This is a genomic window from Maritalea sp. (assembly GCF_051251695.1).
In the GTDB taxonomy this organism is placed as follows: Bacteria; Pseudomonadota; Alphaproteobacteria; order Rhizobiales; family Devosiaceae; genus Maritalea.
In genome coordinates, this window is the sequence record NZ_JBPOEU010000002.1 from 49,973 (window position 1) to 72,662 (window position 22,690).

Consider the following 22,690-nt stretch of genomic DNA (forward strand, 5'->3'; position numbering starts at 1 on the left):
ATTAGAACCAAACACGATCAACCGCGCGACTAAAATCCGTGCGGTTGATAATCACCAAACGCTCCAAAAATAATTGGTTACAGACCTGAGGTAAAAACCATGGACGCACTAATTCTCCAGACGTTAAACGGCTTGGACAAGGGATCGGCGTATGCGTTGATTGCTCTTGGGTTGACGTTGATTTTCGGCACACTTGGAGTGGTGAATTTCGCTCATGGCGCATTGTTTATGATCGGCGCATTTTGTGCGGTCCTTGTTCGGCAACTGCTTAATTTATCCTATGAGCAAATAGACCCTGAAAAACTTGATTTTTTGGGCAACCCGTTAAAAGTCAAAATTCCATACGTGGAGAGCTTCTTTGGCCCTGAAATGGGGGCTGCAATAATTGATTGGTCCGTACCACTAGCGATCATATTTGCGATCCCGGTCATGATTACCGTCGGGGTATTAATAGAACGCGGAATAATCAAGCATTTTTACAACCGACCTCACGCAGACCAAATTTTGGTGACGTTTGGACTGGCTATTGTTTTGCAAGAAATCGTCAAGGCATTTTTTGGGGCCAACCCAATTTCTCAGCCTGCACCAGATATGTTTGCCGGCGCACTGGATTTCGGCATTCTCATAGGATTTGACCCTTTTGTCATTGTCTACCCATATTGGCGATTAATCTACTTCCTCTTTGCTGGAATTATCATTAGCTCAATTTTTGCATTCTTACAGTTCACCACGTTTGGCATGGTCGTACGCGCGGGCATGGCGGATCGAGAAACCGTTGGCCTATTGGGCATCGATATCGATCGCAAATTCACCGCGATGTTTGGCATCGCGGCCACAGTCGCGGGGCTTGCAGGCGTAATGTATGCGCCGATTAACGCCCCCAACTATCATATGGGAATGGACTTTCTTGTTCTCAGCTTCGTTGTAGTTGTTGTGGGCGGAATGGGCTCCCTCTCCGGCGCAGTGCTTGCGGGATTCTTACTCGGAATCGTCGAGAGTTTTGCGTCGATGAACTGGGTCAAAGAAATCATACCCGGCATCGACCAAATCATCATTTATCTAATCGCCATCATTGTTCTGCTTGTCCTTCCGCGAGGACTGATGGGTCGCAAAGGCGTGATGGAGGAGTAAATTATGCTTGGACTAAACAAAGTAGACAGCCGCTTTCTGATGTTTGTGATATTGCTGACGCTGGCGACGCCAATCTTACTGCAACCTTTTCCAGAGTCCTCACCGCTCGCTCAATTCAATGGTGGCTACCCTGACTTAATGCAGCGATTTGCAATATTTGGCATTTTCGCAATTGGATTTAACATCTTGTTCGGGCTAACTGGGTACCTCAGCTTCGGTCATGCAGCATTTCTGGGCGTCGGGTCTTATTCTACCGTTTGGATGTTCAAACTATTGTCCATGAACGTTTTGCCTGGCCTTGTGCTTGCGGTCATAACATCTGGCATTTTAGCGCTGATAATTGGCTATATCTCGCTTAAAAGATCAGGCATTTATTTCTCTATTCTCACGCTTGCCTTTGCCCAAATGTCATACAATTTGGCTTACTCCGTGTTCACGCCCATCACTAATGGGGAGACCGGGCTTCAAGTGACTTTGAACGACCCCCGTGTTTTGGGTCAGCAAGTCGCTGAAAATGGAAACGTGCCCGCAACAAACATTTTTGGCTTGGAAATGGGAAGCTCACAACAATTGCATTTGGGCGACTGGGTATTCACCTTCAATTTCGGCTACTATTTCTGTGCATTTATCGCACTCATCGCATTCTACATCAGCCTGAGGATATTTCGTTCACCATTCGGCATGATGTTGCGGGCGATCAAATCCAACCAAACACGAATGAACTATACTGGCTTCAACACCAAGCCATACACGCTGGCAGCTTTTGTCATTTCTGGAATGTATGCAGGGCTTGCGGGCGGTCTTTTGGCATCGATGGATCCATTGGCTGGCGCAGAACGCATGCAATGGACTGCGTCTGGTGAAGTCGTCTTAATGACAATTTTAGGTGGAGCAGGAACACTCATGGGGCCGATTATCGGTGCTGGATTCATAAAATATTTCGAGAACATTTTTTCATCCTTCAATGAACATGTTTTACACAATATTTTCGCATTCTTGCCTGATGGCATCGAAGACTTTGCCGTTGGATTAACATCCATGTTTGTTGGCGAAGGATGGCACCTCACACTTGGCCTAATCTTCGTCTTAGTAGTAGCGTTCTTACCTGGTGGAATGATGGAAGGCTTTAGACGCCTTGGAGCCATGTTCAATAAGGGCGGTGGCAATAAATCAAAACCTAAAGAAAAAGCCCCGGCTTCAGCGCCTGCTGAATAGGTCTTGAAAGGACACACGAAATGACGACAGAAAACGAAAATGTAGTTCTGCATGTCGCTGATGTGCATAAGACCTTTGGTGGGCTGCACGCCTTAAGCGATATCGATTTGCAAATCGAAGAGGGAAAAACCCACGCCATTATTGGGCCGAACGGGGCCGGAAAATCGACACTGCTCAATGTCGTGGTTGGTCGATTGGCACCAACACGTGGCGCGGTGGTTTTTAATGGTGAAGTTCTGACCGGCAAAAAACCGCATGAGATCAACCAAGCTGGTGTGGCGCGAGTGTTTCAGACACCTGAAATTTTCCCGGACCTGACCGTCTTGCAAAATGTTATGGCACCGGCTTTCGCAAAGCGCGATGGCTCATTCACCCTCAATTTCTTTTCGTCGGTCGAGGACGAAGTAGAAATTCGTGAAGAAGCGGAACACATGCTGGAAGATGTGGGCATGACAGCCAGCAAAGATATGGCAGCAGGCTCGTTGTCCCGTGGCGACAAACGCCGGATGGAATTGGCCATGTGCCTAATTCAACATCCAAGTTTGCTACTGTTGGATGAACCGACAGCCGGGATGTCACGCCACGATACCAACACCACAATTGACTTGCTTAAAAAGATCAAAGAGCGTGGAATGACCAAGGTCATCATTGAGCATGACATGCATGTTGTGTTTTCGCTGGCCGACAAAATCTCGGTTTTGGCCGGTGGCCGTATTATCGCTGAGGGAACTCCGGAGGAAGTGCGCAACAACCCGAAAGTGCAGGAAGCATATCTTGGGGGAGCACATTCATGAACGCTATGACAACTGAAACTGAAATCACACTAAACGCTGCCACGTCCGAAAAAGAACGTCCGTTTTTTTCGGTAAAAGACGTACATGCCTATTATGGTGAAAGTTATATCGTTCAGGGCGTTTCCATGGAGTTGCCCAAAGGCGAAATCATGGCACTTCTGGGCCGAAACGGCGCGGGTAAAACTTCCACCATGCGCACGTTCGCTCGTACCGAAGACCCACAATTGACCCAGGGCGAAATTTGGCTTGATGGCCAACCGCTGCACCAAATGCGCTCCCATGAGGCCGCATTGGCAGGTTTACAGCTGGTGCCCGAAGACCGCCGGATCATCCAAGGGCTCACCGTGGAAGAGAACCTAACGCTCGCCCAAGTTGCTGAAGGCCATGGATGGGCAATTGAACAAGTATATGAGCGTTTCCCGCGCCTTGCTGAACGTCGCACACAGGAAGGCGTGACCCTTTCTGGTGGCGAACAGCAAATGCTGGCCATTGGCCGAGCGTTGGTGCGGGATGTCAAACTCTTGCTACTGGATGAGCCTTATGAAGGGCTTGCCCCAGTGATTGTGCAAGAGATTGAAAAGATCCTGATGGAGATCAAACAAATCGGGATCACAACCATTATCGTTGAGCAAAATGCGGTTGCCGCACTTCGCCTCGCCGATAAAGCAGTTATTCTGGACACTGGCGAGGTGGCCTTTACAGGCTCAGCGCAAGAGGTTTTGGATAATGAGGAACTACGTCACGAATATCTCGCGATTTAGTTCCATGGGTTTGGGCTCAAATTGGGCTTCGGCTCAAATTGGGTTTTGCCCAAAAACGACCGGGCACGGTAGGGACCGGCCATTGAACATTGAAGGTTTCAAGAAAGCGCCGCCGGTGCAACCAAGCGCAGGCGGGCAGGAGAAAAACTATGTCCGGTAAAATCTATCCCGTCCCCAGCGACTGGGCAAAAAACGCGTTAATAGACGCCGACCAATATCATGCCATATATGAGCGATCTATCAGTGACCCTGATGGGTTTTGGGCTGAACAGGCTAAGCGTTTGGATTGGATCAAAGAACCAACCATTATTAAAAACACCAGCTTTGATCCTGTTTCAATCAAGTGGTTTGAAGATGGTGAGCTCAATGTCGCTTACAATTGTATCGATCGGCATTTGGAAGACAATGGCGACCGCGTTGCGTTTCATTGGGAGCCGGATCACCCCGACCAGCCAAGCCAAACCATAACCTATAATCAGCTGCATGAGCGGGTTTGCCGTTTTGCAAATGTGCTTAAATCGCTTGGGGTGCAAAAAGGCGACCGGGTCACAATTTATTTGCCGATGATCCCAGAAATCACATATGCGATGTTGGCCTGCGCCCGCATTGGCGCGGCGCACTCAGTTGTTTTTGCAGGGTTCTCACCTGAAGCGCTTGCCGGACGCATCAATGATTGCCACAGCTCAATTATCATCACCGCAGATGAGGGCCGTCGCGGCGGCAAAACCGTCCCCTTAAAGAAAAATGTCGATGACGCCCTACCCCATGCTCTTGGGGTGGAAAAGGTGCTGGTGGTCGAACACACGGGCACACAAATCACCATGAAGGGTGGGCGCGACGTTTGGTGGCACGAAGCAGCGGCCGGGGTCGACGAATTCTGCGAATGCGAAGTGATGAACGCCGAAGATCCGCTATTTATTCTTTATACGTCAGGATCAACAGGACAGCCAAAAGGGGTGGTACACACAACAGGCGGTTACCTCACCTATATTACCTTCGCGCACCGGGTGGTGTTTAACTATGAAGAAGGCGATGTGTTCTGGTGCGGTGCGGATTTGGGCTGGGTCACTGGCCATAGTTTCACGCTTTATGCACCGCTTTCAAACGGGGCCACATCGGTAATGTTTGAAGGCGTGCCGAACTATCCCGACGCGTCCCGATTTTGGCAGATCATCGATAAATATCAGGTCAATCAGTTCTATACCGCACCAACAGCCATCCGCGCCTTGATGGGCGCTGGCGACGATTTCGTCACCAAAACAGATCGCTCTTCACTCAAGTTGTTGGGCACCGCGGGCGAACCGATAAACCCCGAAGCTTGGGAGTGGTATTATCATGTGGTTGGCAAATCAAACTGCCCGATAGTTGATACGTGGTGGCAAACTGAAACCGGGGGCTGCATGTTAACGCCCTTGCCGGGTGCGCATGATGTAAAGCCGGGTGCCGCAACGGCCCCATTTTTCGGCATCAAACCCCAAATTGTTGACAATGATGGCAAGGTTCTGGAGGGCGCCGCCGAGGGCAATTTATGCATTCTGGACAGTTGGCCCGCCCAAGCCCGCACCATCTATGGCGATCACAAGCGGTTCGTGGACACATATTTCACCACCTACAGGGGCAAATATTTCACCTCTGATGGCTGCAAACGCGATCAAGATGGAGCCTATTGGATTACGGGACGCGTCGATGATGTGTTGAACGTTTCGGGCCACCGTATGGGCACCGCAGAAGTAGAAAGTGCGCTCGTTGCCCATGACCAAGTGTCCGAAGCCGCAGTTGTCGGCTATCCCCATAACATTAAGGGCCAAGGCATTTATGTCTATGTGACACTGATGGCCGGCAATGAGCCAAGCGACGAACTGCTCAAAGATCTACGGGCGTGGGTGCGCAAAGAAATTGGGCCAATCGCAACACCCGATCTTATCCAGTTCGCACCTGACTTACCCAAAACCCGGTCCGGCAAAATCATGCGGCGAATCTTGCGCAAAATTGCAGAAGATGAATTTTCCAATTTGGGCGATATATCAACGCTTGCGGACCCGACGGTGGTCGATCAGCTTATCGAAAATCGCCAAAACAGATCGGCTTAGAACCTGTCCCCACAACCTCTAAGCCGTAATTTGGGGTGTCCTGAAAATGGGCACCCCTAATTCTTGAAAACATCTAAAATTAAAAAACTAAGCAATCACATCGGCCCACTCGGGATGACGCTGATACTGCGCTTTAACAAATGGGCAAAGCGGCACAATCTTTGTGCCACTTGACCGCGCATCTTCAATGAGAAACTGCACAAGCGCTTTGCCAACGCCTTGGCCTTTTAACGCCTCAGGCACGCCAGTATGGTCTGCGATGATGCTTTTCGGGCTCATGCGGGAGTAGGTCAACTCGGCCTCCACACCATCCACCATCACAACATATCGACCACGGGTCGGGCCATCTTCTTTTGAAATGTTAAAATCTGACATTAGTCCGCCTCGAACCCAATTGCCTTATGGCTGCCATCACAAAATGGCTTGTTTTTAGAAGCACCACACCGGCACATCGCAAACCGTTTTCCAGTGGTGATTTTGCGGCCCGATCCAGCAACAATTTCTAGGTTGCCAGAAACCATCAACGGGCCATCTTTGATCGGCTTAATCGCCAGTTCCCCATCACGAGCTTCAAGCGCGACCCCATCTTCTTTGGCCGCGACATCACTAGTTGCCGCAAAATCGTCCTCAAGGTGAGAATTATCACAAAACGGTTTGTTTTTTGACTTGCCACAGCGACATAGAACCGCGCGAACCGCAGGTTCCTGCCCATCAACTTGCAATTCACCGCGATATTCTACCGGACCATTTTCCCATAACCGCGCTGTGTTTACCCGTGGCGTCATTTCCTTATCGGTTCCGTCTTTAAGATTATAGGTAAGCGCGCCCGAAGGGCAGTCGCGAACCAAGCGAGCAATGTCATGCGCGGGCGCATTTTCCGGAAAAATCCATTGCCCCTTTGCGCCAGGGTTAAAAACCTCGGGCAATCCCAACACACAACGACGCGCATGAATGCACTTTTTGCCATCAAACGATACAGCAATTTTGTCAGATTCTACGGTTCCCATCTCACTCCCCTTTAGATCAATGTCGAATTGTCAGCCATTGTTGCCTTGGGGGGAAAAGAAGCGCAAGCCAGCCACCTTCACGATATTGTGCTTTTGGTCGTTAAACTGCTTTAGAATGTCGAGCCGTGCCTTGACCAAAATAGGCGTCGAATTTCGCGGCAATTGCCCGAACGAACAATTTGCCCGGATCTGTCAGGCCAAACTGGTCTTGGTCATTATTGATCAACCCATCTTTGTCAGTCGCTGCCGCAAAATTTGCTTCATCCAAAATGGGGTGAGCAAGTTCACCAAATTTTGCGATCAGTTCAGCTTTGCTAAACGCAAAATCGCACATCAATTTTTCAATCACCCAGCCGCGGGCGCGATCAATGTCAGTTAGGGCAAATCCTTTGGCAATTGCCAACTCACCTTGGTCAATCGCCGCTTGATACTGACCTGTCGCCACAATGTTTTGCACATAGCCCGCTTTTGTTTGCCCAATGGCAGACCCACCAAACCCGATAAGCGCGTCTGAGTGATCAACGGTATATCCCTGAAAATTCCGACGCAGCGTGCCGTTGGCAGCCGCCACAGCCATACTGTCTGACGGCAAAGCAAAATGATCAAATCCAATTCGATCATACCCAGCTGCGGCCAAACGATCCCCGGCTGCAATCGCATGTTCAAACCGTTCAATGGTGCCGGGCAATGCGTCTTCGTCAATCAGCTTTTGATGGCTCTTCATCCAAGGTACGTGCGCATATCCAAATAAAGCAATCCGATCAGGCTTAAGCGATATTGTCTTGTCGACCGTATCCATCAACCGATCAAAAGTCTGGTGCGGCAGGCCATAAAGCACATCAAGATTAACCGATTTCACCCCTGCCAAGCGCAACACATGAACGATATCGCGTGTCAGTTCAAAACTCTGTGGACGGTTGATGGCTTCTTGCACTTTTTCACTAAAATCCTGCACGCCAATACTGGCGCGCGTGATACCGAAATCGATCATGCCCTGAACTTTTTCCGGGCTAACATCACTTGGGTCAATCTCGATGGAAATCTCGGCATCGGCATCAAAGACAAATGCTGATCGAAGCTTTTGCCCCAGTGCCCTAAAATCCTCTTGCTCCAAAAGTGTTGGCGAACCGCCGCCCAAATGCACGCCGGTTACAATCGCGCCGGGCTTGACCTTTGCGGCGACCATGTCGATTTCTTTGTAAACTCGATCCAAATAGGCCTTCACGGGCGCATATCTCAGCGTTTGCTTGGTGTTGCAGCCGCAAAACCAACACAGGCGATCACAGAACGGAATATGCACGTAAAGCGACAAGCGATCACCTTCGCCCAACGCTTCGATCCAAGTTTGGTAGACTGAATTATCAACCTCAGCGCTAAAGTGTGGCGCAGTTGGATAACTTGTATAACGCGGTACAGGTGCCGCGTATTTTTCGACTATTTGTTGGTCCATCATGATCCCCATATCTGATGGAGGCACCATATTGATGTGGGCATTTCCTACCTTGATCGAAATCAAAACCTTTGGGCACTGGCAAACAAGTTAAAGCCATGCCACAATCCACCAAATCACTCCTCGTGCTGTTCTGGACAATATGACAAAAAAAACAATTCACCCAATTTTCGATGGCCATAATGATATTCTTCTCAAGCTCTTAGAAGAGTATGCAGACAACCCCGTGCAATCGTTTTTTGAGCCACATGAAGGTCAGCACATTGATCTCCAGTCCGCTCAAAAAGGCGGCTTTGTCGGTGGGCTTTTTGCCATGTTTATTCCGCCAGAAGACGGAAAATCATTTCGCAAAACACCCAGCCAAGAATTTGCGCGCGACTATACGATGAACATGATCACGCTTTTGCGTGACATCGCCGCTGCATCTGACGGGCAAGTGGAAATTTGCCGATCTGTCCAGGACATTCGCAATGCGGTTGAGAATGGCAAGATGGCACCTGTTTTGCACATTGAAGGGGCTGAGGCGATTTTGCCGGACCTTTCTAACCTTGAGGCATTTTACGCCGAAGGGTTGCGCTCAATCGGCCCCGTCTGGAGCCGTTCCAATGCATTTGCACATGGTGTGCCGTTTAAGTTTCCCGCGTCCCCAGATACCGGCCCTGGGCTAACAAATGATGGCATTGAATTGATCAAAGCCTGCAATCAGATGGGCATCGCGATTGACCTTTCCCACATGAATGAAAAAGGCTTTTGGGATGTTGCGCGTCATAGCGATAAACCCCTCATCGCCAGCCATTCAAACGTTCATGCCTTGTGCCAAACCACACGAAACCTAACCGATGATCAACTCAAATCAGTAAAAGATAGCAACGGTATTGTTGGCCTGAATTTCGCGGTGGGCTTCTTGCGCAAAGACGGTCGCCAAGATCAAAATGTACCGCTTTCAACTTGCATCGAACACGTCAATTATATGGTTGATATGATGGGCATCGACCATGTTGGTTTGGGTTCTGATTATGATGGCGCGCCCCCACCTTTTGAAATCGACACTACCGCCAAACTACCTGCACTAACGTCAGCTTTAGCGGAAGCTGGGTATGATGATGAAGCAATCACCAAGATTTGCTTTGAGAACTGGATGCGGGCTTTAAATGACACTTGGGGCGAATAAGCTCTTAAGCCGAGTTATGTTCATCTGGTGGCGCGGTTTCTTGATCAACTTTTTTGAACTTGATAACGCGAATAAGAAATAGCGCCACTACGCCAAGAGTGAGTGAAAGCCCGCCCCCGACCATGAACGGAATACTCAACCCAAATTGAGAGGCCATCAGCGCCCCAACAAACGGCGCGCCCAACATCGCGATCACGTTCATGGCTTCATTAACCGCAGTCACGCGGCCCATTTTGTCGGGTAGTGTTTCAAGCTGTAAAACCGTTCGAAGCGGCACAAAAATCGCTGAACTGAAAAACCCAACAACAAAGAATGCGGGAACAAAAATCCAAAGCGGCAACGCCCACATAAAATATGTCGCAAAACCCAGCAACAACGTAAAACCTGCAGCCATAATCATCCCAGGGCCGATCATCATGTAGGGATGGAACTGTCGCTTTATGCTCCCCAATGCCCAAGCGCCCAAAACCCCGCCTGCCCCAACCATACTGATCGATAAACCAAAAACAGTTTGATCATATCCAAGTTCTCTGGTGACTGGGCCCAGCAACGTATCGTGCAAAAATATGGCGAAATAACCAAATGATCCCAGACCAATAGTCACCCAGAGTGCTGGAATTTTAGCGACAGTCGCATAACCTTGAGCGATTTCAGCAAAAATGCTTTCAGACTTTTTGTCTTTCGCATCGCCATCATTTCTGGGTTCTTCTGTTGGGCGCAAATTCTTGGGCAAGGTCAACAAAATCATCAACGCAACAACCGACACCATGCCATTGATTAAGAACACTGCCTGACTGGACACAATCAAAAGCAATGCACCACCAACGGCTGGTCCAGCAATTTTTGAGGTTTGGTTGATGATTTGGCTCAAGCTGTTCGTCGCCATCAATTCGCGCTTTTCCGACAATGCCTGTATTGCGGCCTGTTTTGCAGGACTAAAAAAGCTATCTATAGACGCACGCAAAAACACCAGCACCAAAACGATTTCAGGTTGCCCGGCAAAAGCCAGCGCCAGCGTTGTTATGGCACGCCCAAGGTTCGACCAGACCATAATGGTTTTTAAGCTGCTTTTATCCACCAACGCGCCCGCAAACGGGCCAATCACCAAATAGGGCAAAGCAAATGCAAGGGCAAAAAACGCAAAATAAATCGGATCGACGGTCCATGTATAAGTAAACAGGGAGATGATTGCGACGTAATCCAGCCAATCGGCGAAGTCGGCGGGCAGTTGCGCGCGCAAAATCCGACGTAAATTCTTGTCGTTAGGCAATTTCATCGCACACAGTTCCTTAAAAGGATCAAGTCTTGCGCACAGGTTGACGCAAAATCGTCTTTAGTTTTTCTGGCACAACTTTACGCGGATCGCCAAGATATATTTCATGATGCTTACCCACCATTTCAAATCCGTTTTGTGGGATAAACTCATGATGCATTTTTTGCAAAATTGGTCCCTCGTCATCATAAGAGCCAACGTGAAGCACCTGCACCACTTGTCCTTCCGTCATCGTTTGCAATCGAACCGCACGCAAATAGCTCTCGTCAGTCGGCGCATCTTTTTTCTTTGCCGTTTTCACAATAGTTGTTTCAAGAATTTGCGCAAAATCATTTTGCGAAATCCAATCAGGTTGACGGATCATCACTGTCCATTTCCAAGCCGACTTCTCTCGCGTAATGAACGTGTCCATATCATCTGCCCACCATAGCGCCTGCATCGGGCACACAACATAATCTTTTTCTAATTGCTGTTTGGAATAAAATTTCAGGCCATAGCTGAGCCCGTACAAAGCAGCGATTGAGGGCGGGTAGGATGCACCTACCGGGCCACCTTCCCCATCAATCATCAAATATTGCATTGCAGGCACGTCCAGCACATCGAAACGCCCCACTTTGCCCGAATAAAACACTTTATCCGATTTCTTAAAATCCAACTTATCCATGATGCTACCTATTTGATGGGCATAAAAATGTCTGTGAGCAAATCGTTTGGCGCAACGTGCCGGGGGTCGTTCAAATAGTCTTCAAAACAAACCGCATCCCTCACCTCAACACCGGCGTTTGGCAACCAAGTGCCATAGAGCCAATTATAGGCTTTGGGCAGTTCAGAATATGGTCCTTTATAGGTCATCACCGCAAATCGCCCTGCGTCGATAACCAAACGTTCGAACGGCGCTTCGACTTCAATTGGTTTAATCTCCAACATACCCGCAAATGACCGCAGTTCGCTTGTTTTCACCGTATCTGGATCATCAAAATATACCGCTAAACTTCTCGACCCCGGACCGAAAAGCCCTTTTTCTTGGCCAAACACGCCAAGTTTTTCAAACGCCCTACCAATTTCCATATAGGGACCTCGATGGGCCAGCCCGACAAGGTTAAGTGTCTCAACGTCACGCAGTTCGACTTTATGCATCCCAATTTCCTTTTGAATGTTTTTTGATTGAAAACTGGGGAGTTTGCCTGTTTCGCGATACCGTGCCGGTGGCATCAAATAGCTCGCCGCAAAAGCACGCGAAAAAGCCGATATGCTGCCATAACCCGATTGGGCTACAATTTTTTCGATCGCCATATTGGTATTCACCAGCTGATTGGCAGCGCGATGTAGGCGAAGTCTTTTGACCGTAGCGGTAATGGTTTCCCCTTTGAGGCCGCGATAGGTTCGGTGCCAATGATAGGGGGAAAGACAAGCGATTTCAGCCAGATGGTTGAGATCGATATCATCGTCCAAATGATCATATATATAGTTCACCACACGGTCCAACCGGGACTGATATTGACGAATTGATTGGCTTTCGACCATGTAAACACTCCAACTTTCAAAGCGAATAAATCATATACTGAATTGACAAATCTTGCTGAATTTGGTGCAGATCACATCTGATCCTGTTCAATGCTGAAATTGAGACATTCATGACCACTTTCCACTATTTTGCCTTCGGCTCCAATCTTTTGAATGCCCGATTGCAAAATCGCTGTGCGTCCGCAAAGCCAATTGCCATTGCAAGTGTTGAAAAGTTTGGCGTCAATTACGGCATGGTCGCCGAAGACAATCATGGCGGTTCTGGCAAAATGACCATCTTTGAAACAGGCAACCGGGCTGATATTGTACACGGTGTGGTTTATGAAATGGCGTTGGAAGATGCGCCCGTTTTGGACCGGTTTGAAGGTATCAATTGGGACCGACCGATGAAATACACACGGGCGACAGACTTTGAGGTTACAACCCCATCAGGCGAGGTCCTGAAAACCGTAACTTATATGGTGGAGCCAAACCCGCAAGCGCCGCTTCCCTATCACTGGTATTGGGCGCTTTGCCTTTCAGGCGCCGTTGAAAACGGTCTGCCCGAACATCATCAAGATATGCTGCGCGCCCACGCGTTCAAGGCCGACCCCCACCATGCGCGAGAAGGTAAAATTGAAGCGGAAATGCTGCTGCAAAAATCTGGCTTTGGACATTTGATTGAAACTGCCAACGCATGATTGGCAACTTTGTCTACGCACCACCAACCGATCCTTACTTAGATGTCGTGCATAATGACGACGACATTTTGGTGCTCAATAAACCTTCTGGCTTGTTAACGGTGCCGGGCAAGGCGGCCGAACATAGTGATTGTTTGGAAAAACGCGCCCAAGAAAAATTCCCCTCAGCAACAATTGTCCATCGGCTGGATATGGATACATCCGGCATTATCATCATGGCGATGCACCGCAGCGCGCATCGCCATTTGGGATTACAGTTCGAGCGACGGCATACGGCAAAAACCTATATCGCGGATGTGTTTGGATGCATGCAAGATGATCAGGGCACTGTTGACCTGCCCCTGCGCTGCGACTGGCCAAACCGCCCCCGCCAAATGGTGGACCATGAAGAAGGGCGCAGCGCTCAGACAGGTTGGCAAGCGCTCGAACGGTTTGAAAATCACACGCGGGTTGAACTCACCCCAATCACCGGTCGCACGCATCAATTGCGGGTGCATATGCTTGAACTTGGCCATCCTATTTTGGGTGACCGGTTTTACGCCACTGGCGACGCGCTCGATGCAGCGGATCGATTACGCCTGCACGCAAAATCGCTGACTCTCCACCACCCAACTGGCGGCAAACGGGTGACATTTAATGCGGCACTTCCGTTTTAAGTCGCATTTGCGCGCGCGGCTTCAATCTTTGCATTGGTCAGCCTGAATAAAGAAATAATCAAGACCAGCGCCATGATTGCACCCGCAACAAAAAACGGACTGCGCAAAGCAAATTCGCGACCAAGCGACGGTTCAAAAACACCAACCAAAACGCCGCCAATCAACGTGCCCAGCGGCATAAGACCCCAGCTAAGAAAGCGATAAACACTATTCACGCGGCCCAACAACTGATCTGGGATAATGTTTTGGCGCAATGACACGGATATGACGTTCCAAACGACTGCGGCGAACGAGCTGACAAACAGAGCGAGCCAAGCAACAACTGCGTTGCTGGTAAAGCCAAACACCAATGTTTCACCCATAAACATCAAAAGTGATATGGCCATCAAGGTGCCTGAGCGTACATATTTTGCCAAATACGGTGCAGCAAACCCACCGGCAACACCGCCAAACGCCGCTCCGGTTAACAATAATCCGTATTCGGTTGGATCAAGGTACAGAACCTCTTGGGCAAATAAAACCTGGGTGGCCAATGTCATCATATAAGCGGCATTTACCAGCCCCAGAATGATAGCTAGATCACGCAGCAGAATGTGTTGCCAAAGCCAATTTAGCCCTGCCTTGAGGTCATGCATCCAATGATTTTCTTGTTGAGATGGCTCGCGACTTGCCAGAAAGTTCCCGCCAATCAAAAACACCATTAGCGCGGCCAAGAACAACGCGCCAGCGTTCGCCGCGAACGCAAAAGCCAAAGATACAGCGATGAGAAAACCAGCGAGCGGCGGACCAACCAAACTGTTCATAACCAACTCAACAGTTGCCAATTTGCTGTTCGCATTCTCCAATTGGTGGGGTGCAACAATACTCGGCAGAATGGTTTGCGCCGCGTTGTCTCGTAATACTTCTGCCGTGCCGAGCAACAGCGCCGCTGCATAAATCACAATCAAAATCAGCCACACACCATCGGGTTCAACTTGCGTTCCACCGACCACGGCCGCCGGGTCGAGTAAACTTGATGAGGATAAAACAACAACAAAAACAATTGCCGTTAAAACCGTACGCGCAACGTCTGTCAGGAAAATCAACTTACGTCGATCAAACCGGTCGATAATCACGCCTGCAGGAAGAGAAAATAACAGCCAAGGCGCTCGCCCAAACAGCGACACCAACGCAATCAACAACGGGTCGCGCGTTAAAAGAGACGCGAGCCACGGGAACGCAATAAGCGCTAACCCGTCACCAAGGTTGGATGCAGCGCTGGCAATAAGGAGCTTAAAAAAATTAGGATTGATCATATCGGTAGAATTAGACAGCAAATTCTAGAGCTGACAATCCTTATATTGGACAGTGCTATTTCTTTGCGACCTGCGTGACAAATTTATCAATATCCTTCGCTGAACTAAGGACGATCGTTTCACCGGGGAACGCGTGGAGCATTTTGAGAATTTTCGGCCGCCGTCTCCGATTATAGTTCAATATATAAGAGTAGAACTCACGATCAAACCGCTCCGGACAACCCGGGGATGAACCCGGCCTTACTTTGCCAAACAAAGTCAATGTCCGTCTAATGACACGATATAGACAAAACCAAGTGGGGAAGTCCAAGAATATGGCCGTGTCAGCCCGCACGAGGCGAAAATCGAGCGAACTGGAATAATTCCCGTCCATCACCCATTCATCTTCACTCACCAGTTGCGTTATAATTTGCGCCCATTCATCGCGGGGCTTAACGACCCAATTGGGGTTGAAAAAGTACCTATCCATAGGAATATGCGGCAAGCCAAGTGCATCGCCTAGCCGTTTTCCAAGTGTGGTTTTACCAGAGCCAGAACAGCCCAAAATGAGTATCCGCTGCATGTGAAAATCCGAAAAATATGAAGGACGGACTTTATATCGGCACTAGTTTTGTTGTGCAAGCAATGTTGTGCCACGCAGTTGAAACTGTTGGTCGGGTACAAGCGATACGACTTTGTATCCGCGCGTCTTCAATGCCGCCAAAAAGTCGGGTAGCATTTCCACGGTGCGCTGATGAATGTCGTGGAAAAGAACGATGCCCTTGCCCTGCTTATCCAGCCGCGACAATGTTCTTTTTAGCACCTCGTTGGCGCTCGCTTTATAATAGTCTTTGCTGTCAATCTGAACGTCCATAATCACCAAACCGGCATTATTAACAGCCCGTCGCAACTTGGTGTTTTGTGCTAAATATGGAAATCGAAAGAACGGCGCTGGGGCTTTATTTATTGGCGACAACGCCGCGACAAGCGGCTTTCGTCCACGCTCAATTTCAGCCAACGCTGCCATTAGGCTGAGTTTAGTCAAATCGCCATGATTGTGCGTATGCAACCCAATCGTATGGCCCCGCTTTGCAACTTCGCGCACCAAACCGGGATGTTTTTGGGCAGCCGTTCCCAGCATCAGGAAAGTTGCCTGCGCGCCATAATCGTCCAAAATATCAAGAATGCGGTCTGTTTTACCGGGGCGTGGGCCGTCATCAAAAGTGATGATCACTTCGCCAGAAGCCAATTGCAGATCACTTTGCTGCTCAACGGATAGTTCTCGTCCACGCAGCCCGCGCCTTAATCCAAAGTCAAGTGATGTGGATTTGTCGATTGAAGCGGTTCGTATGCGCGTGTCAATTTTCGGCGCATCGGTCAAAGTCGCTGACGACCGGGTGGGGCTATTGCGGGTGGTTTTTGGCAGGACTTGGGTAGAAAGGGTTGCTGATTGATCAATTCTTTGAGGCGGCTTTGCACAACCCGCAAGCGCAGAACAAAGAAAGATTAACGCCAACACAACCCGTACGCAAGACATTCACAAAACCTATAATCATGTAACTTATGTCTTTTTACATCGATTATGGTTAATGATTTATTTCCAACTACTTAGCTGGCGATTTGTTCATCTTTGATTAAGAATTCGACGCCTTCCAAAATATTGACCAGTCGCTCATAATCTTTCCGACTAACCACCAGCATCTCTTCTCCTAACGGAGAAAAAACAGATTGCGTCTCAACACGCGAAAGCGCGGTGAGCAGAAATTGATTTTTCATTTCATGGGCCTCAATTGTGCCACAAGAATTCATTCTTGCAGGCATATGTAAATCTACGCGGTGATTAAAGATGCTGTTAAGCACAAAAAGCAGACCAATACCATCCCAAAACTAACGCATAGGTCAATACCCGGCATGCATTTTTTAGCATTTTGGTTGGACCAATTTTTACATCAAGCACTTGTACGCGCGGGTTCGCCCCAATATTGTAGCGATAATTCAAGATTCTAAATATTCGCAAATCCGGAGCGACTGAACCAATATGAGTGACCAAACAAAGCGCACGAACCAACATATTTCGACCCGGATGGTGCAAGCCAATGGCGTCATCGATCCGCAAACCGGCGGGGTGGTTCCCCCCATCCAGTCAGCAACAACATTTGCGCGAAATACGGACTATTCGCTGATCAGCGACAAACATCTTTATTCCCGCGATGATAGTGATTTGTTGCGATTGGGCGAAGAGATCCTCGCAAAAGCGGAACACGCAGAAGCTGGTCTGCTTTTCCCTTCCGGTATGGCCGCCATTGCCGCCATCATGCGCACTGTGCCCAATCGGGGCACAATAATAGTACAATCGCAAATCTATTGGGGCACCACCAAATGGGTACGCTATTTTTGCGCTCGCCGCGAAATTGCACTACATGAAATCGACTGCAGCGATCTTGATGTGTTGAGCAAGGCAATCGAAGCTGAAAAACCGGATTTGGTGTTTATTGAAACCCCATCAAACCCGTGGCTGCGCATTACCGATATTGAGAGTGCGGCCAGCATGTCCCATGCGGCGGGCGCAAAGTTGGTCGTTGATTCAACGGCCGCGAGCCCAGTGCTTTCCAACCCTCTTACTTTGGGCGCAGACATTGTTATGCACTCCGCCACAAAATCAATAAATGGGCACTCAGATGTCTTGGCCGGGTTTTTAGCTACAGCAGATGCGCAAAGCGATATTTGGCAGTCCATCAGCATGGATCGGCATGATGCAGGCGCCGTGTTGGGTAGTTTTGAAGCGTGGCTTTTGATACGAGGCATGCGCACCCTGCCCTTGCGCATGGAACGTATGTGCGCCAACGCCATGAGCGTCGCTGCGTTTTTAGATAACCATTCAAAAGTCGAAACCGTGCTTTATCCGGGCATCACTTCTCATCCCGGACATGAACTGGCGACCAAGCAAATGAACGGCGGGTATGGCTCACTGCTTAGTTTTCTTGTGAAAGGCGACGCAAAAACAGCACTAGAGGTTTGCTCAAAACTTGAAATATTCAAACGTGCTACATCGCTAGGGGGCGTTGAAAGCTTGGTGGAACATCGCCATTCGGTTGAAGGAAATGCCACAGGCGTGCCGGAAAACCTCATTCGATTGTCTGTTGGTATTGAACATATTGATGATTTGGTCGGCGATTTGAGCGAAGCGTTGCGCTAGATTTTTGGCAAGTCAATTTCAGAGGGACGTCGTCCCGTTAGCCGTTTGAAAGCTTGGGAAAAGTGCGCTTGGTCAAAATAGCCAAGCGCATGGGCCAATTCAGTCAAAGAGACGGAACTTGAATTGTTCAATGTCTCAATGGCTTCGATCATCCGGAAACGCTCAATAACCCACTTTGGCGAAACACCAATATAGTCAGCAAACAACCGCTGAATTGTGCGCGGTGACAGATGGAACCGCTGGGCAACTGTCGCGACATCGTAAATTTCCCGGTTTTCTTGGATGAATGCCACAATATCCTGCGCCTGATCTGCTTTCGCATCCCTATCAATTGAACGCGCCAATAACAATGTTTCCACCGTTGGCGCAAAATCCACGCACTTCTTCGCACTTAAAAATGTCTCTAGCAGCTCCGTGTCATCCACATCAAAATAACTGGAAATGGGGACCGAATTGTCGGTAAGGCTGTTCATTTGATGTTGGGTAAATCGTCGAAACTGCCCGGGGTGGAATTTCACCCCGAATATGCGCCCTTTGCCTTCCAAATCATAAGAAAACGCACCGCTTGTTATGCCAAAAACCCCCGATTGCGCTTGCGGGTCAATCACAAGATGCTGGCTCGCATGGGGCAAGTTGACTTGTTTATAGGCCTTGCCAATATCCAGATCCCATTCAATCAGCCAATAATTGGCTACGACGCGAGCAAGCGAGGTACTTGGCATAACCATTGTTAAATCGAAGTGCTGCATGCTGATATGCTGTTCGATCAACCCTTTTGGCTGATTGGCTTTAGCCCCTGCCATATCGCTAACGCTTTCTGTCGCAAAATTACAATTCTCCGGCGTCCATTTATGCAAGTGTCGCAAAAAAGGAGAACCAGATGCGTAAGTTAACAGGCCAATTTGAAATCGCCAATTGGGAAGAAAAGAGCTTTCTTGATGTCCCCAAACCGCTCAAAGCCCACGAAGCTGAAATTTCATACAAAGTCAGTGGCGATTTAGACGGCATGTTGAACGGCAAATATATCATGATCTATCTGGATGATAAAACGGCTCAGTATATTGGTGCATTGCAGTTCACTGGCTCTTACGGCGAAAAAGAAGGCAGCTTCTTCGTTCAAGAAACTGGCCTTTTTGACAACAACACCGCCAACACAAATTGGTCAATTATCGCCGGAAGCGGAACCGATGGGTTTGCTGAGATCACCGGCGAAGGCCGTTACGCAGCGACGGACAAGGTCGTCAGTTTTGAACTTGAGGTGGACGGCGTCTAGTCCGCGCTGACCTCCTTCGCCAACATAAAGCAACAGCTCACGATCAAAATGCCGCCAAGAACTTGAACGGCACTAGGGCTTTCAGCGAACACCAAAAACCCGATAATGCCAGCCCACAACAGGCTGGTATTGTCGGTGATCGCAAAAACAGAAACTGGCAAATCCTTTAGCGCCACAATGCTAATATAGCTGGTGGCCGCGCCAACAACGCACATGGCAGCAATAATTGACCATTCCATCGTAGTCGGTGCCTGATAGCCCAGCGCCAGGCCGGGTGCCAATATGAGCGCAACCAATAATGCTTGGATGGTGCTTGTAATTAAAACTGGCTCTTTGCGGGTTTGTACCTTCACCAGCGCCAAAATGAATGCTTCCAAAAAAGGGATGGCAGCCAGCGGTAAAATCCAAATATCAAACATTTCAATTTGCTGACCGAACAGATTGAGGTCGATCAAAAAGCATAATGCACCGGCAACGCCCAATCCCAACGCAAAGCCAAGTCTGAGTGAGAATTTTTCGTTGAAAAAGACAACCCCGATAGCCGAACTCACCGCTTGCCCGAAGAGTGCAACCGCAGCAACAGTCACAAAATCAAAATGCGCCAGCGAGAAATAAAAACACAGCGTTACCAACGCGATCAGAAATCCGCGACCAATATGCTGTTTCCAGTCAATTTTGGGCAACGGGAATGGCTGTGTGCTCAGCAGTGCAATCAACAATAAAATCGCCCCACCAATGGTACGCAAAGAGGCGACTTGTGGGATTGGCAAAGATTGGCCGATGAATTTAATCATCGCGTCCGTAACAGCAAACCCAAGCATTGCAGCAAAAGCAAGGATCAATGGCCAGGAAAGGTTTGTCTGCTTGCTCATCGCCGTGGGCTTTTACGCATCTGGCGTTGGGCAACGGCGACACAGGCACTAACGATGAGTGTTGCCCCAATCCACAAGGAAATATGCGGCACTTCTTGAAAGAAGATATAGCCATATAGGCCTGCCCAAATCAGCGCTGTATTATCGACCATCGCAAACATTGAAGCGGGAATGTGTTTTAGTGACGTTACAAACATCATGAAGCCTGCCGCCCCAAGCACCCCCAAAGCGATTACACGCCAAATTTGATCCCCTTGCGGCACCACAAAATCGATCCCAACAAACGGCAGGCAAAACAATGCGATCAGCCCGGCTTGTACGAACGTAATCACCCGGGCGCTAGATTGGTGCGTTTGGCCCTTGAGGATAATAATGCTGATAGAATAAGTAACGGGAGCAATAATTGCAGCGACCCAACCAAGCACGCTGCCAGAGCCAGACATCGGCGTTTCACTACCGCCAAAGGTCACAATCATCGCGCCACCAAAAGCCATCAAAGATGCAATGACCAGCGTTTTGCTCATCTCTTCCTTTAAGATCAGCACACCCATCACAGCCACCATAATAGGTGCTGTTAGAGAAATCGCTGTAACCAACCCCAAAGGCAACTCGCCCAAAGCATAAAAGAACGAGAACGCCGTCACCCCAATCATCGCGGAGCGAATGACATGGGTTTTCATCTTGCTCATTCGGGGCAGTTTTTCTTTGGTGGCGAAAACCAATGCGCCCAGCAAAATGGCCGCGCCGACTTGGCGGAAAAATAGAATTTCAATGGTTGGCAATCCACCCGACAGGCTTTTAACCAGCGAGTCCATCAAGGCCAACAATGCGATGCCGCCAACAGCCAGAAGCAAGGCTTCGACAGTCCCCAAACTCTTCATTTTCACACCATGTTGATTTCGCGCCAAAAGAACGTCGGCGCGCAAGAAACATCACGCTAATGCAAAATGGAACAATGTGGCAAGCACAAGCTTTATTGAGCCCCTAGAACAGCGCTCAACTGTTCTCAATTTCTTCGCGCATCATTTCAATCTCAAGCCAATGCTCTTCTTTGCTTTCCAACTTCGACTGCGCTTTGGTCATCTGGTCGCTGAGCGTTTGAAACTTCTCTGCGTCCTGCGCATACAAGTTGGGATCAGCCAGATCTGATTGCAATTTTGCAATTTTTGCTGACAGTTTTTCCATTTCGCCGGGTAATGTTTCAAGCGCATGTTTATGCTTAAACGACAGCTTTTTGGTGCCAGATTTTAGCGCGGCTGCAGACTTTTCTGCCTTCGTCCGCTTTGGTTTTGCAAGCACCTGCGGCTTGGTCACCCCATAACCGCGCATTTGCACCATATCCGAATATCCACCCGGATATTCTGTCCAAACCCCATCCCCATCTGCAATAATCGTTGAGGTCACCACGCGGTCCAAGAATTCCCGGTCGTGGCTAACAACCAAAACGGTTCCGTCATAATCGGCGATCATTTCTTGCAACAGATCAAGCGTTTCCAAATCCAGGTCGTTTGTCGGTTCGTCCAGAATTAGAAAATTTGATGGAAGTGACAAAGCACGCGCAATCATAACACGTGCCCTCTCCCCACCCGACAGCTTACCAACACCCGTATTGGCCTGTTCGGGCAAAAACAAAAAGTCCTTCATATAGCCAACCACATGACGCGCTTGACCATTGATGACAACATTGTCGCCACCACCACCCGTTAAGGCGTCTTTCAACGTCGTAGTAGGGTCCAACTGCGCACGTTTTTGATCCAGCGTTGCAACATCAAGCTTTGTGCCCAATTTGACCTTGCCGCTATCCGGGGCCAGTTCACCAATGATCATTTTGATCAAAGTGGTTTTCCCCGCCCCGTTTGGCCCAACAATACCAATACGGTCGCCGCGCATGATGCGGGTGGAGAAATCCTTCACAATCTGTTTGTCGCCAAAGGCTTTTGATATTTCTTCGATATCAGCAACGATTGTGCCCGATTTCTTGCCGTCCGAAACGCTCAACTTCACGCTGCCAGGAGGCCCACGATGATCGTCGCGCTTTTGCCGCAAGTCTGCCAATTCTGACATCCGCCGCACATTGCGTTTGCGCCGTGCGGTCACGCCATAGCGCACCCAATGTTCTTCGCGAACAATTTGACGATCAAGCTTATGCTGTTCCAATTCTTCTTGCGCCAATATCTCATCGCGCCATTCTTCAAAATGGGCAAAACCTTTGTCGGTTTGACGCGTAACGCCACGATCAAGCCAAATTGTTGAACGTGTTAGATCAGAAAGAAAACGTCTATCGTGCGAAATAATCAGCATGGCCGATTTCATAGAAGACAAT

Annotated in this window: 24 protein-coding genes and 1 pseudogene; 10 read left to right on the forward strand and 15 right to left on the reverse strand. The window is 49.0% G+C overall.

Going from position 1 to position 22,690, the window contains the following annotated elements:
* Positions 1 to 99: 99 nt before the first annotated feature.
* The 5 genes from ACSHWX_RS01275 to acs all read left to right on the forward strand — a co-directional run bounded on the left by ACSHWX_RS01275 (position 100) and on the right by acs (position 5,991).
* Positions 100 to 1,131 (forward strand): branched-chain amino acid ABC transporter permease, encoded by a 1,032-nt coding sequence (locus ACSHWX_RS01275; RefSeq protein WP_435666363.1) that lies wholly within the window; start codon positions 100 to 102, stop codon positions 1,129 to 1,131.
* A 3-nt stretch (positions 1,132 to 1,134) separates the two neighbouring features.
* On the forward strand, positions 1,135 to 2,346 hold the full coding sequence (locus ACSHWX_RS01280; RefSeq protein WP_435666364.1) for a branched-chain amino acid ABC transporter permease: 1,212 nt from the start codon (positions 1,135 to 1,137) through the stop codon (positions 2,344 to 2,346).
* Positions 2,347 to 2,366: 20 nt separating this feature from the next.
* Positions 2,367 to 3,140: an ABC transporter ATP-binding protein gene (locus tag ACSHWX_RS01285; protein ID WP_435666365.1), complete on the forward strand. Its 774-nt coding sequence runs from the start codon at positions 2,367 to 2,369 to the stop codon at positions 3,138 to 3,140.
* Between the two features lie 5 nt (positions 3,141 to 3,145).
* Positions 3,146 to 3,901 (forward strand): ABC transporter ATP-binding protein, encoded by a 756-nt coding sequence (locus ACSHWX_RS01290; protein ID WP_435666485.1) that lies wholly within the window; start codon positions 3,146 to 3,148, stop codon positions 3,899 to 3,901.
* A 149-nt stretch (positions 3,902 to 4,050) separates the two neighbouring features.
* Positions 4,051 to 5,991: an acetate--CoA ligase gene (gene acs / locus ACSHWX_RS01295; RefSeq protein WP_435666366.1), complete on the forward strand. Its 1,941-nt coding sequence runs from the start codon at positions 4,051 to 4,053 to the stop codon at positions 5,989 to 5,991.
* An 87-nt stretch (positions 5,992 to 6,078) separates the two neighbouring features.
* Here the strand turns inward: acs and ACSHWX_RS01300 are convergent, their stop codons facing one another.
* The 3 genes from ACSHWX_RS01300 to hemN all read right to left on the reverse strand — a co-directional run bounded on the left by ACSHWX_RS01300 (position 6,079) and on the right by hemN (position 8,448).
* Positions 6,079 to 6,366 carry a GNAT family N-acetyltransferase gene (locus tag ACSHWX_RS01300; RefSeq protein ID WP_435666367.1) on the reverse strand — a complete coding sequence of 96 codons (288 nt, stop codon included), beginning with the start codon at positions 6,364 to 6,366 and terminating at the stop codon, positions 6,079 to 6,081.
* On the reverse strand, positions 6,366 to 6,998 hold the full coding sequence (locus ACSHWX_RS01305; protein ID WP_435666368.1) for a CDGSH iron-sulfur domain-containing protein: 633 nt from the start codon (positions 6,996 to 6,998) through the stop codon (positions 6,366 to 6,368). Before ACSHWX_RS01305 ends, ACSHWX_RS01300 begins: the two co-directional genes overlap by 1 nt.
* A gap of 100 nt (positions 6,999 to 7,098) precedes the next feature.
* Positions 7,099 to 8,448, reverse strand: a complete 1,350-nt coding sequence (gene hemN / locus ACSHWX_RS01310; protein WP_435666369.1) for an oxygen-independent coproporphyrinogen III oxidase — start codon at positions 8,446 to 8,448, stop codon at positions 7,099 to 7,101.
* Between the two features lie 142 nt (positions 8,449 to 8,590).
* On the opposite strand from hemN, the gene ACSHWX_RS01315 reads away from it, so the two are divergent.
* Complete coding sequence (locus ACSHWX_RS01315; protein WP_435666370.1) at positions 8,591 to 9,619, forward strand: dipeptidase; 1,029 nt, start codon at positions 8,591 to 8,593, stop codon at positions 9,617 to 9,619.
* Positions 9,620 to 9,623: 4 nt separating this feature from the next.
* Here the strand turns inward: ACSHWX_RS01315 and ACSHWX_RS01320 are convergent, their stop codons facing one another.
* From ACSHWX_RS01320 to ACSHWX_RS01330, 3 genes are read right to left on the reverse strand one after another with little or no spacing between them, the layout of a single operon-like run.
* A complete protein-coding gene (locus tag ACSHWX_RS01320) occupies positions 9,624 to 10,895 on the reverse strand; it encodes an MFS transporter (RefSeq protein WP_435666371.1) in 1,272 nt (423 codons plus the stop codon).
* Between the two features lie 22 nt (positions 10,896 to 10,917).
* Entirely contained in the window at positions 10,918 to 11,556 is a 639-nt protein-coding gene (locus tag ACSHWX_RS01325; protein ID WP_435666372.1) for a GyrI-like domain-containing protein, read from the reverse strand.
* 8 nt (positions 11,557 to 11,564) lie between these two features.
* Positions 11,565 to 12,416: an AraC family transcriptional regulator gene (locus ACSHWX_RS01330; RefSeq protein WP_435666373.1), complete on the reverse strand. Its 852-nt coding sequence runs from the start codon at positions 12,414 to 12,416 to the stop codon at positions 11,565 to 11,567.
* 110 nt (positions 12,417 to 12,526) lie between these two features.
* Here ACSHWX_RS01330 and ACSHWX_RS01335 point away from each other — a divergent pair, with 110 nt between their 5' ends.
* Both ACSHWX_RS01335 and ACSHWX_RS01340 read left to right on the forward strand, forming a co-directional pair.
* The gene (locus ACSHWX_RS01335; RefSeq protein ID WP_435666374.1) at positions 12,527 to 13,096 is read left to right on the forward strand and encodes a gamma-glutamylcyclotransferase family protein; all 570 of its coding nucleotides are present in this window, start codon (positions 12,527 to 12,529) and stop codon (positions 13,094 to 13,096) included.
* Complete coding sequence (locus tag ACSHWX_RS01340) at positions 13,093 to 13,752, forward strand: RluA family pseudouridine synthase (RefSeq protein ID WP_435666375.1); 660 nt, start codon at positions 13,093 to 13,095, stop codon at positions 13,750 to 13,752. Before ACSHWX_RS01335 ends, ACSHWX_RS01340 begins: the two co-directional genes overlap by 4 nt.
* Here ACSHWX_RS01340 and ACSHWX_RS01345 read toward each other — a convergent pair.
* The 4 genes from ACSHWX_RS01345 to ACSHWX_RS01360 form a co-directional block, all read right to left on the reverse strand.
* Complete coding sequence (locus ACSHWX_RS01345) at positions 13,749 to 15,047, reverse strand: MFS transporter (RefSeq protein WP_435666376.1); 1,299 nt, start codon at positions 15,045 to 15,047, stop codon at positions 13,749 to 13,751. The two genes, ACSHWX_RS01340 and ACSHWX_RS01345, sit on opposite strands and share 4 nt — an antisense overlap.
* A 55-nt stretch (positions 15,048 to 15,102) precedes the next feature.
* On the reverse strand, positions 15,103 to 15,609 hold the full coding sequence (locus tag ACSHWX_RS01350; protein WP_435666377.1) for a hypothetical protein: 507 nt from the start codon (positions 15,607 to 15,609) through the stop codon (positions 15,103 to 15,105).
* Between the two features lie 42 nt (positions 15,610 to 15,651).
* Positions 15,652 to 16,563: a polysaccharide deacetylase family protein gene (locus tag ACSHWX_RS01355; RefSeq protein ID WP_435666378.1), complete on the reverse strand. Its 912-nt coding sequence runs from the start codon at positions 16,561 to 16,563 to the stop codon at positions 15,652 to 15,654.
* Between the two features lie 71 nt (positions 16,564 to 16,634).
* On the reverse strand, positions 16,635 to 16,802 hold the full coding sequence (locus tag ACSHWX_RS01360; protein ID WP_435666379.1) for a hypothetical protein: 168 nt from the start codon (positions 16,800 to 16,802) through the stop codon (positions 16,635 to 16,637).
* Positions 16,803 to 17,064: 262 nt separating this feature from the next.
* Here ACSHWX_RS01360 and ACSHWX_RS01365 point away from each other — a divergent pair, with 262 nt between their 5' ends.
* Positions 17,065 to 18,222 carry a trans-sulfuration enzyme family protein gene (locus tag ACSHWX_RS01365; RefSeq protein WP_435666380.1) on the forward strand — a complete coding sequence of 386 codons (1,158 nt, stop codon included), beginning with the start codon at positions 17,065 to 17,067 and terminating at the stop codon, positions 18,220 to 18,222.
* On the opposite strand, the gene ACSHWX_RS01370 is transcribed toward ACSHWX_RS01365, so the two are convergent.
* Positions 18,219 to 19,025, reverse strand: coding sequence for an AraC family transcriptional regulator (locus tag ACSHWX_RS01370; RefSeq protein ID WP_435666381.1), 807 nt, complete (start codon positions 19,023 to 19,025; stop codon positions 18,219 to 18,221). The two genes, ACSHWX_RS01365 and ACSHWX_RS01370, sit on opposite strands and share 4 nt — an antisense overlap.
* A 77-nt stretch (positions 19,026 to 19,102) precedes the next feature.
* Between ACSHWX_RS01370 and ACSHWX_RS01375 the strand changes: the two genes are divergently transcribed.
* Positions 19,103 to 19,495, forward strand: a complete 393-nt coding sequence (locus ACSHWX_RS01375; protein ID WP_435666382.1) for a DUF3224 domain-containing protein — start codon at positions 19,103 to 19,105, stop codon at positions 19,493 to 19,495.
* On the opposite strand, the gene ACSHWX_RS01380 is transcribed toward ACSHWX_RS01375, so the two are convergent.
* From ACSHWX_RS01380 to ACSHWX_RS01395, 4 genes and pseudogenes are all read right to left on the reverse strand, one after another.
* On the reverse strand, positions 19,492 to 20,367 hold the full coding sequence (locus tag ACSHWX_RS01380) for a DMT family transporter (RefSeq protein WP_435666383.1): 876 nt from the start codon (positions 20,365 to 20,367) through the stop codon (positions 19,492 to 19,494). The two genes, ACSHWX_RS01375 and ACSHWX_RS01380, sit on opposite strands and share 4 nt — an antisense overlap.
* Positions 20,364 to 21,248 (reverse strand): DMT family transporter, encoded by an 885-nt coding sequence (locus ACSHWX_RS01385; RefSeq protein ID WP_435666384.1) that lies wholly within the window; start codon positions 21,246 to 21,248, stop codon positions 20,364 to 20,366. Before ACSHWX_RS01385 ends, ACSHWX_RS01380 begins: the two co-directional genes overlap by 4 nt.
* Before the next feature lie 115 nt (positions 21,249 to 21,363).
* The gene (locus ACSHWX_RS01390; protein WP_435666486.1) at positions 21,364 to 21,837 is read right to left on the reverse strand and encodes a hypothetical protein; all 474 of its coding nucleotides are present in this window, start codon (positions 21,835 to 21,837) and stop codon (positions 21,364 to 21,366) included.
* Positions 21,838 to 21,885: 48 nt separating this feature from the next.
* Positions 21,886 to 22,680 (reverse strand): annotated as a pseudogene (locus ACSHWX_RS01395) (ATP-binding cassette domain-containing protein); the annotation flags it as partial.
* Positions 22,681 to 22,690 lie beyond the last annotated feature (10 nt).

Bases quoted from the DNA above. Each gene is read 5' to 3' on its own strand.
- ACSHWX_RS01275 (WP_435666363.1), top strand. From the start codon at position 100: ATGGACGCACTAATTCTCCAGACGTTAAACGGCTTGGACAAGGGATCG.
- ACSHWX_RS01280 (WP_435666364.1), top strand. From the start codon at position 1,135: ATGCTTGGACTAAACAAAGTAGACAGCCGCTTTCTGATGTTTGTGATA.
- ACSHWX_RS01285 (WP_435666365.1), top strand. From the start codon at position 2,367: ATGACGACAGAAAACGAAAATGTAGTTCTGCATGTCGCTGATGTGCAT.
- ACSHWX_RS01290 (WP_435666485.1), top strand. From the start codon at position 3,146: ATGACAACTGAAACTGAAATCACACTAAACGCTGCCACGTCCGAAAAA.
- acs (WP_435666366.1), top strand. From the start codon at position 4,051: ATGTCCGGTAAAATCTATCCCGTCCCCAGCGACTGGGCAAAAAACGCG.
- ACSHWX_RS01300 (WP_435666367.1), bottom strand. From the start codon at position 6,366: ATGTCAGATTTTAACATTTCAAAAGAAGATGGCCCGACCCGTGGTCGA.
- ACSHWX_RS01305 (WP_435666368.1), bottom strand. From the start codon at position 6,998: ATGGGAACCGTAGAATCTGACAAAATTGCTGTATCGTTTGATGGCAAA.
- hemN (WP_435666369.1), bottom strand. From the start codon at position 8,448: ATGGACCAACAAATAGTCGAAAAATACGCGGCACCTGTACCGCGTTAT.
- ACSHWX_RS01315 (WP_435666370.1), top strand. From the start codon at position 8,591: ATGACAAAAAAAACAATTCACCCAATTTTCGATGGCCATAATGATATT.
- ACSHWX_RS01320 (WP_435666371.1), bottom strand. From the start codon at position 10,895: ATGAAATTGCCTAACGACAAGAATTTACGTCGGATTTTGCGCGCGCAA.
- ACSHWX_RS01325 (WP_435666372.1), bottom strand. From the start codon at position 11,556: ATGGATAAGTTGGATTTTAAGAAATCGGATAAAGTGTTTTATTCGGGC.
- ACSHWX_RS01330 (WP_435666373.1), bottom strand. From the start codon at position 12,416: ATGGTCGAAAGCCAATCAATTCGTCAATATCAGTCCCGGTTGGACCGT.
- ACSHWX_RS01335 (WP_435666374.1), top strand. From the start codon at position 12,527: ATGACCACTTTCCACTATTTTGCCTTCGGCTCCAATCTTTTGAATGCC.
- ACSHWX_RS01340 (WP_435666375.1), top strand. From the start codon at position 13,093: ATGATTGGCAACTTTGTCTACGCACCACCAACCGATCCTTACTTAGAT.
- ACSHWX_RS01345 (WP_435666376.1), bottom strand. From the start codon at position 15,047: ATGATCAATCCTAATTTTTTTAAGCTCCTTATTGCCAGCGCTGCATCC.
- ACSHWX_RS01350 (WP_435666377.1), bottom strand. From the start codon at position 15,609: ATGCAGCGGATACTCATTTTGGGCTGTTCTGGCTCTGGTAAAACCACA.
- ACSHWX_RS01355 (WP_435666378.1), bottom strand. From the start codon at position 16,563: ATGTCTTGCGTACGGGTTGTGTTGGCGTTAATCTTTCTTTGTTCTGCG.
- ACSHWX_RS01360 (WP_435666379.1), bottom strand. From the start codon at position 16,802: ATGAAAAATCAATTTCTGCTCACCGCGCTTTCGCGTGTTGAGACGCAA.
- ACSHWX_RS01365 (WP_435666380.1), top strand. From the start codon at position 17,065: ATGAGTGACCAAACAAAGCGCACGAACCAACATATTTCGACCCGGATG.
- ACSHWX_RS01370 (WP_435666381.1), bottom strand. From the start codon at position 19,025: ATGGCAGGGGCTAAAGCCAATCAGCCAAAAGGGTTGATCGAACAGCAT.
- ACSHWX_RS01375 (WP_435666382.1), top strand. From the start codon at position 19,103: ATGCGTAAGTTAACAGGCCAATTTGAAATCGCCAATTGGGAAGAAAAG.
- ACSHWX_RS01380 (WP_435666383.1), bottom strand. From the start codon at position 20,367: ATGAGCAAGCAGACAAACCTTTCCTGGCCATTGATCCTTGCTTTTGCT.
- ACSHWX_RS01385 (WP_435666384.1), bottom strand. From the start codon at position 21,248: ATGAAGAGTTTGGGGACTGTCGAAGCCTTGCTTCTGGCTGTTGGCGGC.
- ACSHWX_RS01390 (WP_435666486.1), bottom strand. From the start codon at position 21,837: ATGATCGCCGATTATGACGGAACCGTTTTGGTTGTTAGCCACGACCGG.